Source organism: Pseudomonas botevensis (genome assembly GCF_019145475.1).
GTDB lineage: Bacteria > Pseudomonadota > Gammaproteobacteria > Pseudomonadales > Pseudomonadaceae > Aquipseudomonas > Aquipseudomonas botevensis.
Genome location: NZ_JAHTKI010000001.1, coordinates 382,823 through 399,352, shown reverse-complemented (window position 1 = coordinate 399,352; position 16,530 = coordinate 382,823). Strand labels below are relative to the sequence as shown.

At 62.5% G+C, this 16,530-nt stretch carries 15 protein-coding genes; 7 read left to right on the top strand and 8 right to left on the bottom strand.

Annotation, left to right across the window (positions count from 1 at the left end; genetic code table 11):
- Positions 1-45: 45 nt before the first annotated feature.
- The 3 genes from rho to KVQ74_RS01895 all read right to left on the bottom strand — a co-directional run bounded on the left by rho (position 46) and on the right by KVQ74_RS01895 (position 2,711).
- Positions 46-1,305, bottom strand: a complete 1,260-nt coding sequence (gene rho, locus KVQ74_RS01905) for a transcription termination factor Rho (protein ID WP_217829310.1) — start codon at positions 1,303-1,305, stop codon at positions 46-48.
- A gap of 248 nt (positions 1,306-1,553) precedes the next feature.
- Positions 1,554-1,883, bottom strand: coding sequence for a thioredoxin TrxA (trxA, locus tag KVQ74_RS01900; protein ID WP_003206727.1), 330 nt, complete (start codon positions 1,881-1,883; stop codon positions 1,554-1,556).
- 120 nt (positions 1,884-2,003) lie between these two features.
- On the bottom strand, positions 2,004-2,711 hold the full coding sequence (locus KVQ74_RS01895; RefSeq protein WP_217829309.1) for a FadR/GntR family transcriptional regulator: 708 nt from the start codon (positions 2,709-2,711) through the stop codon (positions 2,004-2,006).
- A gap of 255 nt (positions 2,712-2,966) precedes the next feature.
- Here KVQ74_RS01895 and KVQ74_RS01890 point away from each other — a divergent pair, with 255 nt between their 5' ends.
- The 5 genes from KVQ74_RS01890 (at position 2,967) to ppx (ending at position 7,524) form a co-directional block, all read left to right on the top strand.
- Positions 2,967-3,752 carry a transporter substrate-binding domain-containing protein gene (locus KVQ74_RS01890; protein ID WP_217829308.1) on the top strand — a complete coding sequence of 262 codons (786 nt, stop codon included), beginning with the start codon at positions 2,967-2,969 and terminating at the stop codon, positions 3,750-3,752.
- A 22-nt stretch (positions 3,753-3,774) separates the two neighbouring features.
- Positions 3,775-4,443, top strand: a complete 669-nt coding sequence (locus KVQ74_RS01885) for an amino acid ABC transporter permease (protein WP_217829307.1) — start codon at positions 3,775-3,777, stop codon at positions 4,441-4,443.
- Positions 4,440-5,090 carry an amino acid ABC transporter permease gene (locus KVQ74_RS01880; protein WP_217829306.1) on the top strand — a complete coding sequence of 217 codons (651 nt, stop codon included), beginning with the start codon at positions 4,440-4,442 and terminating at the stop codon, positions 5,088-5,090. The genes KVQ74_RS01885 and KVQ74_RS01880 overlap by 4 nt, the downstream gene beginning before the upstream one ends.
- Entirely contained in the window at positions 5,077-5,814 is a 738-nt protein-coding gene (locus tag KVQ74_RS01875) for an amino acid ABC transporter ATP-binding protein (RefSeq protein ID WP_217829305.1), read from the top strand. The genes KVQ74_RS01880 and KVQ74_RS01875 overlap by 14 nt, the downstream gene beginning before the upstream one ends.
- Before the next feature lie 207 nt (positions 5,815-6,021).
- A complete protein-coding gene (gene ppx, locus KVQ74_RS01870) occupies positions 6,022-7,524 on the top strand; it encodes an exopolyphosphatase (RefSeq protein WP_217829304.1) in 1,503 nt (500 codons plus the stop codon).
- 228 nt (positions 7,525-7,752) lie between these two features.
- Here the strand turns inward: ppx and ppk1 are convergent, their stop codons facing one another.
- Complete coding sequence (ppk1, locus tag KVQ74_RS01865) at positions 7,753-9,978, bottom strand: polyphosphate kinase 1 (protein WP_217829303.1); 2,226 nt, start codon at positions 9,976-9,978, stop codon at positions 7,753-7,755.
- A gap of 18 nt (positions 9,979-9,996) precedes the next feature.
- A complete protein-coding gene (hemB, locus tag KVQ74_RS01860) occupies positions 9,997-11,010 on the bottom strand; it encodes a porphobilinogen synthase (RefSeq protein ID WP_217829302.1) in 1,014 nt (337 codons plus the stop codon).
- Between the two features lie 219 nt (positions 11,011-11,229).
- Between hemB and KVQ74_RS01855 the strand changes: the two genes are divergently transcribed.
- Positions 11,230-11,922 (top strand): DedA family protein, encoded by a 693-nt coding sequence (locus KVQ74_RS01855; RefSeq protein ID WP_217829301.1) that lies wholly within the window; start codon positions 11,230-11,232, stop codon positions 11,920-11,922.
- On the opposite strand, the gene KVQ74_RS01850 is transcribed toward KVQ74_RS01855, so the two are convergent.
- Complete coding sequence (locus KVQ74_RS01850) at positions 11,867-13,102, bottom strand: sterol desaturase family protein (protein ID WP_217829300.1); 1,236 nt, start codon at positions 13,100-13,102, stop codon at positions 11,867-11,869. The two genes, KVQ74_RS01855 and KVQ74_RS01850, sit on opposite strands and share 56 nt — an antisense overlap.
- A gap of 116 nt (positions 13,103-13,218) precedes the next feature.
- Here KVQ74_RS01850 and elbB point away from each other — a divergent pair, with 116 nt between their 5' ends.
- Complete coding sequence (gene elbB / locus KVQ74_RS01845) at positions 13,219-13,887, top strand: isoprenoid biosynthesis glyoxalase ElbB (protein ID WP_217829299.1); 669 nt, start codon at positions 13,219-13,221, stop codon at positions 13,885-13,887.
- A 43-nt stretch (positions 13,888-13,930) separates the two neighbouring features.
- Here the strand turns inward: elbB and KVQ74_RS01840 are convergent, their stop codons facing one another.
- Both KVQ74_RS01840 and KVQ74_RS01835 read right to left on the bottom strand, forming a co-directional pair.
- Positions 13,931-14,386 carry a YaiI/YqxD family protein gene (locus tag KVQ74_RS01840; protein WP_217829298.1) on the bottom strand — a complete coding sequence of 152 codons (456 nt, stop codon included), beginning with the start codon at positions 14,384-14,386 and terminating at the stop codon, positions 13,931-13,933.
- A 106-nt stretch (positions 14,387-14,492) separates the two neighbouring features.
- The gene (locus tag KVQ74_RS01835; RefSeq protein ID WP_217829297.1) at positions 14,493-16,388 is read right to left on the bottom strand and encodes an FTR1 family protein; all 1,896 of its coding nucleotides are present in this window, start codon (positions 16,386-16,388) and stop codon (positions 14,493-14,495) included.
- Between the last annotated feature and the right edge of the window lie 142 nt (positions 16,389-16,530).

The window sequence follows — 16,530 nt, the reverse complement described above, 5'->3', positions numbered from 1 at the left end:
ATGGCGCCCCACCAGGGGCGCCATTTTTGGACTCAACCGACGCGGTTACTTGCGCTTCATCGACAGGAAGAACTCGTCGTTGGTCTTGGTCGTTTTCAGCTTGTCGACCAGGAACTCGATGGCGGCAACTTCGTCCATCGGGTGCAGCAGCTTGCGCAGGATCCACATGCGCTGCAGTTCGTCGTCGGCGGTCAGCAACTCTTCGCGGCGGGTGCCGGAACGGTTGATGTTGATCGCCGGGAACACGCGCTTCTCGGCGATCTTGCGATCCAGAGGCAGTTCCATGTTGCCGGTACCCTTGAACTCTTCGTAGATCACTTCGTCCATCTTCGAGCCGGTTTCAACCAGCGCGGTGGCGATAATGGTCAGCGAGCCGCCTTCTTCGATGTTGCGCGCGGCGCCGAAGAAACGCTTCGGTTTCTCCAGGGCGTGGGCATCGACACCACCGGTCAGCACCTTGCCGGAGCTCGGGATCACGGTGTTGTAGGCGCGGGCCAGACGGGTGATGGAGTCGAGCAGGATCACCACGTCTTTCTTGTGTTCCACCAGGCGCTTGGCCTTCTCGATCACCATTTCAGCTACCTGTACGTGACGGGTCGGCGGCTCGTCGAAGGTCGAGGCAACCACTTCGCCGCGCACGGTGCGCTGCATTTCGGTCACTTCTTCCGGACGCTCGTCGATCAACAGCACGATCAGGTGAACTTCAGGATTGTTACGCGCGATATTCGCGGCGATGTTTTGCAGCATGATCGTTTTACCGGCCTTCGGCGGTGCGACGATCAGGCCACGCTGGCCCTTGCCGATCGGCGCGCACAGATCGATCACACGACCGGTCAGGTCTTCGGTGGAACCGTTGCCGGCTTCCATCTTCATGCGCACGTTCGGGAACAGCGGGGTCAGGTTCTCGAAGAGAATCTTGTTCTTCGCGTTCTCCGGACGATCGAAGTTGATCGTGTCGACCTTGAGCAGGGCGAAGTACCGCTCGCCTTCCTTCGGAGGGCGGATCTTGCCAACGATGGTGTCACCGGTGCGCAAGTTGAAACGGCGGATCTGGCTCGGCGAGACGTAGATGTCATCAGGGCCGGCGAGATAGGAAGCGTCAGCGGAGCGCAGGAAGCCGAAGCCGTCCTGGAGAATCTCCAGCACGCCATCACCGGAGATTTCCTCGCCGCTTTTAGCGTGCTTTTTCAGCAGGGAGAAAATCACGTCCTGCTTGCGCGAACGGGCCATATTTTCTATGCCCATCTGTTCGGCCAATTCGAGCAGTTCGGTAATCGGCTTTTGCTTGAGTTCAGTCAGATTCATATAGGAATGACGTAATCATTTATGGAGGGGGGGAAATTAAGCTTTTGGCTTAATGAGGCCGCGCCGCGGAGAAGGCGACAGGATCGCGTACTTGTTCGAAAGGAGTGCGTCGGCGACGGCTTGCAGGGGGCAGTGGAGAAACCAGTGCGGGGCCGAATGTACCACCTGGATTTCGGAGCGTCTAGCCCTGAATACGCAAAAAGCCCCGCGATTTGCGGGGCTTTTTTCAGCACACTTTACAGCGACGCTCAGATGTTGGCGTCGAGGAAAGCAGCCAGTTGCGACTTCGACAGAGCGCCGACCTTGGTCGCTTCAACGTTGCCGTTCTTGAACAGCATCAGGGTCGGGATACCACGTACGCCGTGCTTGGCCGGGGTTTCCTGGTTCTCGTCGATGTTCAGCTTGGCAACGGTCAGCTTGCCTTTGTAAGTCTCGGCAATCTCGTCCAGAACCGGAGCGATCATTTTGCAAGGGCCGCACCATTCAGCCCAGTAGTCGACCAGGACAGCGCCTTCGGCCTTGAGTACGTCAGCTTCGAAGCTAGCGTCGCTAACGTGTTTGATCAGATCGCTGCTCATGGAATTCTCCAGGTTGTAAGCAAAAAAACGTGGCCCATCATAGCCGCCCTTCCCCTGTTCAGGAAGCCGCAGATGATTGAGTCTTGCTATGGCGCCCCATGAGTCTGGGTATAGCTCAAGTCACGCGCCGGCGGGGGCGATGAAGGCGATTCCAGTGCGCAGGGCGGCGTTGCGCACGTGTTCCTGCATGGCTTTCTGTGCTGCCGCCGAGGCCCGGCGAGCCAGGGCGCGGAGGATCTTGCGATGTTCCTGCCAGGTTTCCATCGCCCGCTCGGCGCGGATGAACGGTAGTTTCTGGCTTTCCAGAAAGATGTCGGCGCTGGCGGTGAGGATGCTCAACATCGCCTGATTGCCGCTGGCGAGCAGGATCCGCCGGTGGAATTCGAAATCCAGTTTCGCCGCTGCCTCGAAGTCGCCGCCGCGCAACTGCTCGCGCATGGCGGCGACGTTGTCTTCCAGTTCATCCAGATCGTTGGTGCTCAGCGTCAACGCCGCCAACCCGGCCGCGAACCCTTCCAGCGCGTAGCGCAACTGGAAGATTTCCAGCGGCGAGGCCTGGGTCGCAAACGGCCAGGCTGGCGCGCTGTCGCCTGGCGGCAAGTCCACCGGCGACTGCACGAACACACCCTTGCCCGGCTGAATGCTGACCACGCCCAGCGCACTCAGCGATGACAAGGCTTCGCGCAGCGATGCCCGGCTGACCCCCAGTTGCAGCGCCAGATCCCGCTGCGAAGGCAGCGCATCACCCGGACCGAAACCCTGCTCGGTAATCAGTTTGCGGATCGCTTGCAGCGCCACTTCGGGTACGGCGCGGGAGATCGAGTTCATGGTTTTCCAGACGAGCCAGGCCAATGTGCGGCTAGTTGTAAAGCTATTCGCCACGCCCGGCAAGTCGTGCCCCACGGGGGATCGGCAACGGCGGCAGATGCGCTATCGGAGTGCGAAAACCGGATGGACTGTTCAGACCAGTAAGACCGAACAAACCCGCCAAACCCGTGGCCTGCCGCTGAGAAAGGCGCCTGTTGGCATGGCCCATGCTCTGTCCGATCGCAGAAATCACTTCCGCCGATCCGGAGATTTGCCATGACCCAGCGTTACCGCGCCCTCCTCGCCGCCCTGTTTGCCGGCCTGATGCTCAGCCAGGTTCCCGCCCACGCCGACAGCCTGGATGACGTCATCAAGCGCGGCACCCTGAAAGTCGCGGTGCCGCAGGACTTCCCGCCGTTCGGCTCGGTCGGCCCGGACATGCAGCCTCGCGGCCTGGACATCGACACCGCGAAACTGCTGGCCGAGCAACTCAAGGTCAAACTCGAGCTGACCCCGGTCAACAGCACCAACCGCATCCCGTTCCTGACCACCGGCAAGGTCGATCTGGTGATTTCCAGCCTCGGCAAGAATCCGGAACGCGAGAAAGTCATCGACTTCTCCCGCGCCTACGCGCCGTTCTACCTCGCCGTGTTCGGCCCGCCGGACGCGGCGGTCGCCACTCTGGACGATCTGAAAGGCAAGACCATCAGCGTCACCCGTGGCGCCATCGAAGACATCGAACTCACCAAAGTCGCCCCCGAAGGCGTGACCATCAAGCGCTTCGAGGACAACAACTCGACCATCGCCGCCTACCTTGCAGGACAAGTCGACCTGATCGCCAGCGGCAACGTGGTGATGGTGGCAATCAGCGAGAAGAACCCGAAACGCGTTCCGGCGCTGAAAGTGAAGCTCAAGGACTCCCCGGTCTACGTCGGAGTGAACAAGAACGAGCCGGCGCTGCTGGGCAAGGTGAACGACATCCTGACCACAGCCAGGGCTGACGGCGCGCTGGAGAAAAACGCCCGGACCTGGCTGAAAGAACCGCTGCCGGCCGATCTCTGAACGGGCGCACGGGAGGCATCGCATGGCTTATCAGTTTGATTTTTCGCCAGTGCTGGACAACACCGGCCTGCTGCTGCACGGGGCGCTGTTCACCCTGGAGCTGACGGCCATCGGCGCGCTGCTCGGGGTGGGCCTGGGCATCGTCGGGGCACTGGTGCGGGCGTGGAACATCCGCCCGTTCTCGGCGATCTTCGGGGTCTACGTCGAATTGATCCGCAACACGCCGTTTCTGGTGCAGCTGTTTTTCATCTTTTTCGGCTTGCCTTCCCTCGGCGTGCAGATTTCCGAGTGGCAGGCGGCCGTGCTGGCGATGGTGGTCAACCTCGGCGCGTACTCGACCGAAATCATCCGCGCCGGCATCCAGGCGATTCCGCGTGGACAACTGGAAGCCGCAGCGGCGCTGGCGATGAGCCGTTTCGAAGCGTTTCGCCATGTGGTTTTGCTGCCGGCGCTGGGCAAGGTCTGGCCGGCCCTGAGCAGCCAGATCATCATCGTCATGCTCGGCTCGGCGGTGTGTTCGCAGATCGCCACCGAAGAGTTGAGCTTCGCCGCCAACTTCATTCAGTCGCGCAATTTCCGCGCCTTTGAAACCTACGCCCTGACCACCCTCCTTTATTTGTGCATGGCGCTGCTGATCCGCCAGTTGCTGAACTGGTTCGGTCAACGCTTCATCGCCAGGAACAACCAATGAGCGACTTCACCTTCTGGGACATCCTGCGCAACCTGCTGACCGGCCTGCAATGGACGCTGGCGTTGTCGCTGGTGGCGTTCATCGGCGGCGGGCTCGTCGGCTTGCTGATTCTGATCATGCGCATCTCGAAAAATCCCGCGAGCCGCTACCTGGCCCGCACCTGGATCGAACTGTTCCAGGGCACGCCGTTGCTGATGCAACTGTTTCTAGTGTTCTTCGGTGTGGCGCTGGCCGGGGTGGAGATTTCACCGTGGATGGCGGCGGCGATTGCCCTGACGCTGTTCACCAGCGCGTATCTCGCGGAGATCTGGCGCGGTTGCGTCGAGGCGATTCCCAACGGTCAGTGGGAGGCCTCGTCGAGCCTGGCGATGTATCCGCTGGAGCAACTGCGCTACGTGATCCTGCCGCAAGCCCTGCGCATCGCCGTGGCGCCGACCGTGGGCTTCTCGGTGCAAGTGGTCAAAGGCACGGCGGTGACCTCGATCATCGGCTTCACCGAACTGACCAAGACCGGCGGCATGCTCGCCAACGCCACCTTCGAACCGTTCATGGTCTACGGCCTCGTCGCCCTCGGCTATTTCCTGCTCTGCTACCCCTTGTCCCTCAGTGCGCGCTACCTGGAAAGGAGACTGCATGCCCCTGCTTAGAATTTCCGCCCTGCATAAATATTACGGCGACCACCATGTCCTCAAAGGCATCGACCTGAGCGTGGAGGAAGGCCAGGTGGTGGCGATCATCGGCCGCAGCGGCTCGGGCAAATCCACCCTGCTGCGCACCCTCAATGGCCTGGAGTCGATCAACGACGGAGTGATCGAAGTCGACGGCGAATACCTCGACGCGGCCCGCGCCGACCTGCGCAGCCTGCGGCAGAAAGTCGGCATGGTGTTCCAGCAGTTCAACCTGTTCCCGCACCTGACCGTCGGCGAAAACGTGATGCTCGCCCCGCAAGTGGTGCAGAAAGTGCCGAAAACCAAGGCAGCCGAGCTGGCGCGACAGATGCTCGAACGGGTCGGGCTGGGGGAGAAGTTCGACGCCTTCCCGGATCGGCTCTCCGGCGGCCAGCAGCAGCGGGTGGCGATCGCCCGGGCGTTGGCGATGTCGCCCAAGGTGTTGCTGTGCGACGAGATCACTTCGGCGCTCGACCCGGAGCTGGTCAATGAAGTGCTCAGCGTGGTGCGGCAACTGGCGAAGGAAGGCATGACGCTGATCATGGTCACCCACGAAATGCGCTTTGCCCGGGAGGTGGGCGACAAACTGGTGTTCATGCATCACGGCAAAGTGCATGAAGTGGGCGATCCGAAGGTGTTGTTTGCCCGTCCGCAGACAGCGGAGCTGGCGAATTTTATTGGCACGGTGGAGGCGACAGCCTGAGGGGTTTTCGTTGCCTGTGATGGCCTCTTCGCGGGCACGCCCGCTGCCACACGGGCGCTGTGTGCATCAGCGACCGGGCTTGCTCGGGAGTGAGCGCGCAACGGGCGCAGGCTTTCCTGCGCAAGATCAAGGGTTTGAACCGTGCGCGTTGGCGGCGGCGTTTGATCGTGGCACGATGTCGGGGTTATCGACCGAGACCCCCTGACCATGCCGCAATCCCAAGCCAAGAATCTGTCCCTGATCGCCGCAATCGACCTGGGCTCCAACAGCTTCCATATGGTCGTGGCCAAGGCCCAGAACGGCGAAATCCGTATTCTCGAGCGTCTCGGGGAGAAGGTTCAGCTGGCCGCCGGCATCGACGATGAGCGTCATCTCAACGAAGAATCCATGCAACGCGGGCTCGACTGCCTCAAGCGTTTTGCCCAGCTGATCAACGGCATGCCTCTGGGCGCCGTGCGGATCGTCGGCACCAACGCCCTGCGTGAAGCCCGCAACCGCCTGGAGTTCATCCACCGCGCCGAAGAAATCCTCGGCCATCCGGTGGAGGTCATCTCCGGCCGTGAAGAGGCGCGCCTGATCTACCTTGGCGTGTCCCACACCCTCGCCGACACCCCCGGCAAACGCCTGGTCGCCGACATCGGCGGCGGCAGTACCGAATTCATCATCGGCCAGCGCTTCGAGCCGCTGCTGCGCGAAAGCCTGCAAATGGGCTGCGTCAGCTTCACCCAGCGCTACTTCAAGGACGGCAAGATCACCCCGGCCCGCTACGCCCAGGCATATACGGCGGCGCGGCTGGAGATCATGAGCATCGAGCATGCCCTGCACCGCCTGACCTGGGATGAAGCCATCGGCTCCTCGGGCACCATTCGCGCCATCGGCCTGGCGCTGAAGGCCGGCGGCCATGGCAGCGGCGAAGTGAACGCCGAAGGCCTGGCCTGGCTCAAGCGCCGGCTGTTCAAGCTGGGCGATGTCGACAAGATCGATTTCGAAGGCATCAAGCCGGACCGCCGGGCGATTTTCCCGGCGGGCCTGGCGATTCTCGAAGCGATCTTCGACGCCCTCGAACTGCAACGCATGGATCACTGCGAAGGTGCACTGCGCGAAGGCGTGCTCTATGACCTGCTCGGCCGCCATCATCACGAAGACGTGCGCGAACGCACCCTGACCTCGTTGACGGAGCGTTATCACGTCGATCAGGAGCAGGCGATCCGGGTCGAGCGCAAGGCGCTGCATGCCTTCGATCAGGTCGCCGTGGATTGGGAGCTGGATGACGGCATCTGGCGCGAACTGCTGGGCTGGGCGGCGAAAGTGCACGAGGTCGGCCTCGACATCGCGCACTATCACTACCACAAGCACGGCGCCTACCTGATCGAGCACTCCGACCTGGCCGGTTTCTCCCGCGAAGACCAGCAGATGCTCGCATTGCTGGTACGCGGCCACCGCCGCAACATTCCCAAGGACAAATTCGCCGAGTTCGGCGACGACGGCATCAAGCTGATCCGTCTGTGCGTGCTGCTGCGCTTTGCCATTCTGTTCCACCACATCCGGGGCACCCAGGCGATGCCGCAGGTGGCGCTGCATGCCAAGGGCGACAACCTTGATGTGGAGTTTCCAGAGAAGTGGCTGGATGAGAATCAACTGACCCAGGCCGATTTTGCGCTGGAGGCCGAGTGGCTGACGCGGGTGGGGATCATCCTGACGGTTCACTGAGTCGGGCCGGGAATGAAAAAGGCGATCCGTCGGGATCGCCTTTTTTATTGGGTTCGACTTGAGGACGGAGGTGAACTTTCCCCTCACCCCAGCCCTCTCCCGAGGGAGAGGGAGCCGATCTTGGTGCTCTTCAAACCTGAGCTCGACTCAGGTTCTCAGGTCGATGTGGCGTCAGCCCCCTCTCCCACTGGGAGAGGGTTAGGGTGAGGGGCTTTTGGCTTTGAGGCCTTAGCTGCTCACCGGCAGAATCGGACTCCCCAACCGCTCCAGCAACGTCGCCTGCGCGCTACGCGGGTTCTGGTTGCCGGTCGGCGTGTTGCGGATGTAGCGGCCGTCCGATTGCAGGCTCCAGCTGTGGGTGTTGTCGGTCAGGTACAGCTCCAGCTCTTTCTTGACCCGGGTCAGCAGCTTCTTGCCCTCGACCGGGAAGCAAGTCTCGACGCGCTTGTCGAGGTTGCGCTCCATCCAGTCGGCGCTGGAGAGGAACATCTGCTCCTCGCCGCCGTTGAGGAAGTAGAACACGCGGGTGTGTTCGAGGAAGCGGCCGATGATCGAGCGCACATGAATGTTGTGCGACACCCCGGCGATGCCCGGACGCAGGCAGCACATGCCGCGCACCACCAGATCGATGCGCACGCCGGACTGGCTGGCCTTGTACAGCGCGCGGATGATCTTCGGATCGGTCAGCGAGTTGAACTTGGCGATGATGTGCGCCGGTTTGCCGTCGAGGGCAAACTGCGTCTCGCGGGTGATCATGTCGAGCATGCCCTTTTTCAGGGTGAACGGCGCATGCAGCAGCTTCTTCATGCGCAGCGTCTTGCCCATGCCGATCAACTGGCTGAACAGTTTGCCGACGTCTTCGCACAAGGCGTCGTCGGAGGTCAGCAGGCTGTAGTCGGTGTACAGGCGGGCGTTGCCGGCGTGGTAGTTACCGGTGCCGAGGTGCGCGTAACGGACGATTTCGCCCTGCTCGCGACGCAGGATCAGCATCATCTTGGCGTGGGTCTTGAAGCCGACCACGCCGTAGATCACCACCGCGCCCGCCGCTTGCAGGCGGCTGGCCAGTTGCAGGTTGGACTCTTCGTCGAACCGCGCGCGCAGTTCGATGACCGCCGTGACTTCCTTGCCGTTACGCGCGGCATCCACCAGCGCATCGACGATTTCCGAGTTGGCGCCGGAACGGTACAGGGTCTGGCGCACGGCCAGGACATGCGGGTCTTTCGCTGCCTGACGCAGCAGGTCGACCACCGGCGTGAACGACTCGAACGGGTGCAGCAGGAGGATGTCCTGCTTGCTGACCACGCTGAAAATGTTCTCGCTGTTTTGCAGCAGTTTCGGGATCTGCGGGGTGAACGGCGCGTGTTGCAGCTCCGGGTGGCTGTCCAGGCCGGTGATGCTGAACAGGCGGGTCAGGTTGACCGGGCCATTGACCTGATACAGCTCGGTCTCGCTCAGGTTGAACTGCTTGAGCAGGTAATCCGAGAGGTGTTTCGGGCAGGTGTCGGCGACTTCCAGACGCACCGCGTCACCGTAACGACGCGAAAACAGCTCGCCACGCAGGGCGCGGGCCAGGTCTTCGACGTCTTCGGAGTCGAGCGCCAGGTCGGCGTTCCGGGTCAGGCGGAACTGGTAGCAGCCCTTGACCTTCATGCCCTGGAACAGGTCATCGGCGTGGGCGTGGATCATCGACGACAGGAATACATAGTTGGCGCCCGGGCCGCCGACTTCTTCCGGCACCTTGATGATCCGAGGCAACAGACGCGGCGCCGGGATGATCGCCAGACCGGAGTCGCGACCGAAGGCGTCGATGCCCTCGAGCTCGACGATGAAGTTCAGGCTCTTGTTCACCAGCAACGGGAACGGGTGCGTCGGGTCGAGGCCGATCGGGGTGATGATCGGCGCGATCTCGTCGCGGAAATAGCGGCGTACCCAGGTCTTGAGCTTGGTTGTCCAGTAGCGGCGACGGATGAAGCGGATCTGATGCTTTTCCAGTTCCGGCAGCAGGATGTCGTTGAGGATCGCGTACTGGCGGTCGACATGACCGTGTACCAGCTCGCTGATCCGCGCCAGCGCCTGATGCGGTTGCAGGCCATCGGCGCCAGCCTGTTCACGGGCGAAGGTGATCTGCTTCTTCAGGCCGGCGACGCGGATTTCGAAGAATTCGTCGAGGTTGCTGGAGAAGATCAGCAGGAACTTCAACCGCTCCAGCAACGGGTAGGACTCGTCCAGCGCCTGTTCCAGCACGCGGATGTTGAACTGCAGTTGCGACAATTCCCGATGGATATACAGACTGCTGTCATCCAGGCCGGGAATCGCGATCGCCGGGGCGGCCGCCGCAGGCTCCGTGACCGGCGCGGGTGGCGCCGGCTCCAGCTCCGGTGGCGTCTCGGTAATCTGCTCGACCACGGGTTGAGCTTCTTTTACGGCAACTTCAGTGAGTCCTTCGGTATTCATCGAATGTTCCTGGGAGGGCTATTTCTGCTCTCGTAACAATTGAGCGGCACGGACAGCAAAGTAAGTCAGGATGCCATCAGCACCGGCACGTTTAAAGGCGGTAAGGGATTCGAGGATCACGCCTTCGCTCAACCAGCCATTCTGGATCGCCGCCATATGCATGGCGTATTCGCCGCTGACCTGATAGACGAAGGTCGGCACTTTGAAGGCATCTTTGACCCGGAACAGAATGTCCAGGTACGGCATGCCCGGTTTGACCATCACCATGTCCGCGCCTTCAGACAGATCCGCGCCCACTTCGTGCAGCGCTTCATCACTGTTGGCCGGATCCATCTGATAAGAAGCCTTGTTCGCCTTGCCCAGGTTCGCCGCCGACCCCACCGCATCGCGGAACGGGCCGTAATAGGCGCTGGCGTACTTGGCCGAGTAAGCCATGATCCGCACGTTGACGTGACCGGCCAGTTCGAGGGCTTCGCGGATCGCCTGGATCCGTCCGTCCATCATGTCCGACGGTGCCACGACCTGGGCGCCGGCGGCGGCATGGGACAGCGCCTGGCGAACCAGTGCATCGACAGTAATGTCGTTCTGGACGTAGCCGCTCTCGTCGAGGATGCCGTCCTGACCATGGGTGGTGAACGGGTCGAGGGCGACGTCGGTGATCACGCCCAGTTCCGGGAAGCGCTCACGCAGCGCGCGGGTGGCGCGCTGGGCGATGCCTTCGGGGTTCCAGGCTTCAGCGGCGTCGAGGGATTTGAGTTCAGCAGGCGTGACCGGGAACAGCGCCAGCGCCGGAATCCCCAATGCGACCCATTTCGCCGCTTCTTCGAGCAGCAGGTCGATGGTCAGACGCTCCACGCCCGGCATCGAGGCGACGGCTTCGCGGCGGTTTTCACCGTCGAGCACGAACACCGGCAGGATCAGGTCATCGACCGTCAGCACGTTTTCCCGCACCAGCCGACGCGAAAAATCATCACGGCGGTTGCGACGCAGGCGGGTGGCAGGGAACAGACGATTGGCAGGGGTAAAGCTCACGGCAGACTCCTGAGCCCGCGCAAACGGGCGAGCGTGACAGTTATAGACGGCCATTATGACGGTCGTGTGACAGAAATGTCTCAACCTGGCGCACCCCCGTGACACGTAGCCGCATTCCATTGTCCGTGTAGGAAATGTTCACGTCGAGACACATTTCGACACTTTCCTGAATGTGTCCGAAGGGTTAGGCTGCGCGTTCATTTCGCCAGCACCCAGACAATGCTCCAACAATTTCTGCATGACTTCGGCTACTTTGCCCTGTTTCTCGGCACATTCTTCGAAGGCGAAACCATCCTGGTGCTCGCGGGCTTCCTCGCGTTCCGTGGATACATGGACATCAATCTGGTGGTGGTCGTAGCGTTCTTCGGCAGCTACGCCGGCGACCAGCTGTGGTACTTCCTCGGCCGCAAGCACGGGCGCAAGTTGCTGGCGCGTAAACCGCGCTGGCAGATGATGGGCGACCGGGCGCTGGAACACATCCGCAAGCACCCGGACATCTGGGTACTGAGCTTCCGCTTCGTTTATGGCCTGCGCACGGTGATGCCGGTGGCGATCGGCCTCTCGGGCTATCCACCGGGACGCTATCTGTTGCTGAACGGGATCGGCGCGGCAATCTGGGCCGCCGCGCTGGCCGCCGCCGCTTACCACTTCGGCGCGGTGCTCGAAGGCATGCTCGGCAGCATCAAGAAGTACGAGCTGTGGGTACTCGGTGCGCTGCTGGTATTGGGCGTGGGCCTGTGGCTGCGCCGCCGGTTCAAGAATGCCCGGCTGGCGAAGAAGGTCTACGAAGAAGAACAGGCCGCGCAGGTCGCCAAGGCCGAACGGCATAAAGCCGAACTGGCCAAGGCTGCCGATCCTAAGACGCCAGCCGAGTCAGGCGCTGGCGACAGCAATACAGGCCAATCCCGCTGAGCAGGCTGTAACTGAGCAGGCCGACCCACGCCACCGCGCTGGCCGGCCATAGCCCGACCAGCGGCGCCAGCCACACCAGCGGCAGGTTCGACCCCAGCCGCAGCAGCTCCACCTTCAACGCCCACGGGCGATTCTCCAGGGCCACGCCCAGCACGAACAGACCAAGCGCCACCGCCCCCCAGCCGAGCACCAGCGCGGCGGTCGGCAGACTGTGTTCCAGATTCATCAGGTAGCTGCCCAGCGCGATATAGACGCCGAACTGCGCCGCCACATACCACTGCTGGCGGCTGTCCAGCGGCACTTCGAATTTGCGGAACTGAGTCAGGTCCGGCTTGCTCATCGGGTACTTCGCCGCGACATCCGCCGGGCGCCAGCCGGTGCGCATGAACCAGATGCGGATTTTGTCCCACTTGCTTTCGGCCCGGCGCGCGTCGGCCCACAACTGCGCATAGAACTGCAGGTTGGCCCACAGCGGATTCCAGCTCGCCAGCGGCGTGGTCACGCCGAAAATCACCGGCTCGTTGTCGTCCTCTTCCTGGAACGAACCGAACAGCCGATCCCAAATAATGAACACCCCGCCGTAGTTGCGATCCATGTAGAGAGCGTTCTGTGCATGGTGAGCCCGATGATTGGACGGCGTAACGAAGAACCACTCGAACCAGCCGAGCTTGGGAATGTGCCGGGTATGCACCCAGAACTGGTACAGCAGGTTCAGCGCCGCGACGCTGACGAACACCAGCAGCGGCACGCCGAACAGCGCCATCGGCAGGTAGAAGATCCAGCTCAGCAGGAACCCGGTGCTGGTCTGGCGCAGCGCCGTCGACAGGTTGTAATCCTCGCTCTGGTGATGCACCGAATGCGCGGCCCAGAGGATGTTGCGCTCATGGCCCATGCGGTGCAGCCAGTAATAGCAGAAGTCGTAGAAGACGAAGGCAAACACCCAGACCCAGACGCTGTCTGCCGGCAACCTGACCAGTGCCAGGTGCTCCAGGGCGAACGCATAGGTCACCAGCCCCACACCCTTGGTCAAAAGGCCGGTGGTGGTCGACAACACCCCCGTGCTGATGCTGTTCACCGCATCGGCCAGGCGATAGTTGCTCACCCCGCGCCAACGGTCGGCGATCAGCTCTACCGCGATCAATACAAAGAAGAACGGCACCGCATACAGAATGAAGTCCATGACGCGCCCTGATCGGAATCCTGGAGGACAGATCCTAGGTGTAGCCGCGAAATAACCCTATGGCAACGAGTGACAAATTAGTGGACATTTAACGCCATGAATCTGGAGAAAAGCTCATGAGCAAAAAAGTTGCAGTGATCCTGTCCGGCTGTGGCGTGTACGACGGCGCCGAGATCCACGAAAGCGTCATCACCCTGCTGCGCCTCGACCAGCGCGGCGCCCAGGTGCAGTGCTTCGCTCCGAACATCGCGCAATTGCACGTAATCGACCACCTGACCGGCAAGGAAATGCCCGAATCGCGCAACGTGCTGGTGGAGTCGGCGCGCATCGCCCGGGGGGACGTCAAGGACATCCGCGAAGCCGACGTCGAGGACTTCGACGCGCTGATCGTGCCCGGCGGTTTCGGCGCAGCGAAGAACCTCTCGAACTTCGCCATCGAAGGCGCCGGCTGCACCGTCCAGCCTGAAGTCCTGGCGTTGGCCGAAGCGTTTGCCGAAGCCGGCAAACCGGTGGGCCTGCTCTGTATCTCGCCAGCGCTGGCGGCGAAGATCTACGGCCCCGGCGTGACCTGCACCATCGGCAACGACAGCGACACTGCCGCCGCCATGAACAAGATGGGCGCCACCCACGAAGACTGTGCGGTGACCGACATCATCGAAGACAAGGCACGCAAACTGGTCACCACCCCGGCCTACATGCTGGCCAAGAGCATCAGCGAGGCGGCTTCGGGGATCAACAAACTGGTCGACCGGGTGCTTGAACTGACCCACGAAAACGACGCCTGATCTTCAAATAGAGCATTCCCGCACCCGGCGTGGGAACGATCAGCTAAGCATTGCGGGCCAGTCGAGTCAGAATCCGGTCCAGCGCATTGGCAAATGCCTGCTTCTCACGGTCGCCGAACGGCGCCGGGCCGCCACTGACCTGGCCCTGTTCACGCAGATCGGTGAACAGGTTGCGTACCGCCAGCCGTTCGCCCATGTTCTGCGCATCGAACTCCTTGCCCCGGGGATCGAGCGCGGTCACGCCCTTCTTCACCAGACGGTCGGCCAGCGGGACGTCGCTGCAAATCACCAGCTCGCCAGGCACCGCGTGTTCCACCAGGTAATCGTCCGCCGCATCCGGGCCGCTGGGCACCACGATCAGTTTGACGATGGCCAGCGCCGGCTTGCTCTGCGGCTGTCCCGCCACCAGCACCACCTCGAACCGGCGCTTGAGCGCGAACTTCACCACCAGTTCCTTCGCCATCTTCGGGCAGGCATCGGCATCGATCCAGACACGCATCTATTTTTCCTCTTCCAGAAAACGTCGCGGGCAAGCCCGCTCCCACAGATTATCGTTGAACCTGTGGGAACGGGCTTGCCCGCGAATGTGAACGCAGCGAATGCGGTTAAGCCGTCACCCGGCGCTTTTCCGCCACCCAGCTGCGACCGTACAGCACGATGATCGCAACAATCGCCACCGCCTGCGCCGACAGCGAGTAGGCATCGGCATGAATCCCCAGCCATTCGAAGTCGAAGAACGCCACCGGACGGGTGCCGAAGATCCCGGCCTCCTGCAGCGCCTTCACGCCGTGCCCGGCAAACACCACCGACAACGCACAGAGCAACGCCGCGTTGATGCTGAAGAACAGCGCCAGCGGCAGTTTCGCCGAGCCGCGCAGGATCACCCACGCCAGACCGATCAGCAGCACCAGCGCCGTCGCACCACCGGCCAGCACCGCGTTATGCCCGGCAGGACCGGCCTGCAGCCACAGGGTTTCGTAGAACAGGATCACTTCGAACAGCTCGCGGTACACCGAGAAGAACGCCAGGATCGCGAAGCCAAAGCGCCCGCCACCGCCGACCAGGCTCTTCTTGATGTAATCCTGCCAGGCCGCCGCGTGCCGCCGGTCGTGCATCCACACCCCGAGCCACAGCACCATGACGCTGGCGAACAGCGCCGTGGCGCCTTCGAGCAGTTCACGCTGGGAGCCGCTGACATCGATCACATACGCCGCCAGCGCCCAGGTGCCCAGGCCGGCCAACAGCGCCAGGCCCCAGCCGACGTTGACGCTGCGCACCGCCGATTGCTGGCCAGTGTTGCGCAGAAACGCGAGGATCGCCGCCAGCACCAGAATCGCTTCGAGGCCTTCGCGCAGCAGGATCAGCAGACCGGAGATGTAGCTCAGCGACCAGCTCAAGCCATCACTGCCCAACAGGCCTGCGGACTCTTTCAGCTTGGCCTTGGCCGCGTCCAGACGCTCTTCTGCCTGCGCCACCGACAGGCCGTCCTGCAACGACTGCCGGTAGGCCATCAGGGACTTTTCAGTGTCCTTGCGCACGTTGGCGTCGACGTTATCCAGCGAGCTTTCGACCAGTTCGAAGCCTTCCAGATACGCCGCCACCGACAGGTCATAGGCCTGATCACGGTCTCCGGCGCGGTACGCGGCGAGGCTCTTGTCGAGGGTCGCGGCGGTGTAGTCGAGCAACTGCGCCGGGCCACGCTTGACCTGCGGCGGCTGCGCCCGTTGCGCGCGAAAGAGCGCAGCGGCCTGCGGGCCTTCGGCGGCCTGCACTTCGGCCGGAGTCTGGCGGGCCAGGTCGGCGATGTTGTAGGTCTTGTCGGATTTCGGCGTGGCCGGATCGGCGCTGAACTGCGCGATGTAGGTCGCCAGGTCCCAGCGCTGACGATCGTCCAGTTGATCGGCGAAGGCCGGCATGTCGGTGCCTTCGACGCCTTGGCCGAGGGTGTTGTAGATCGCGTACAGGCTCAGGTGATCCAGGCGCGCGGCGTCACGCAGATTGGCTGGCGCCGGACTCATGCCGACACCCGCCGGACCATCGCCGGCGCCGCTGTCGCCGTGGCATACCGAGCAATGCTGGGCGTAGAGCGGTGCGCCACGAGTCGGGTCGGGCGTGATGATCGGGGCCTGGCTGACCTCGTAGGTCACCGCCAGCTTCGCCCCCAGTTGCCGGGCCTGACGGGCGACTTCGGCGCCGTCCTGTCTGGCGCTGATGGCCGCGTACAACGCCGCGACGCCCTGCTCCAGCCCGGCCTTCTCCGGTTTGGCCGGCATGCCGGCAATCAACCCTTGCAGCGCCTGGGTGAACTCCAGTTGCTCGCGGTATTCGGCATCGTCGATAACCTTGCCTGCGGCCACCGTTGGCGGGTAGTCAGCGCTGATGTAATCGAGCAGGTGCAGCGCTTGCGGCGCGCCTTCCACGGTGTCGGCCAGCAGATTGAAGCTGCTCAGGGCAAACAACGGGAACACCAGCCAGGCCAGGAATCGGGACGAGGCAGTCATGAATGAGTCTCAAGAGGAAATGCGAAGTTACATATTGTTCACGTCGAGCACGTTTCGCTCAAGCTTTCTTGGTGCTGCGGAGCACATCGCTATCATCGCCCCCTCTATAATGCGCCACCCTCTCGCTCAAGGATGATCCGGT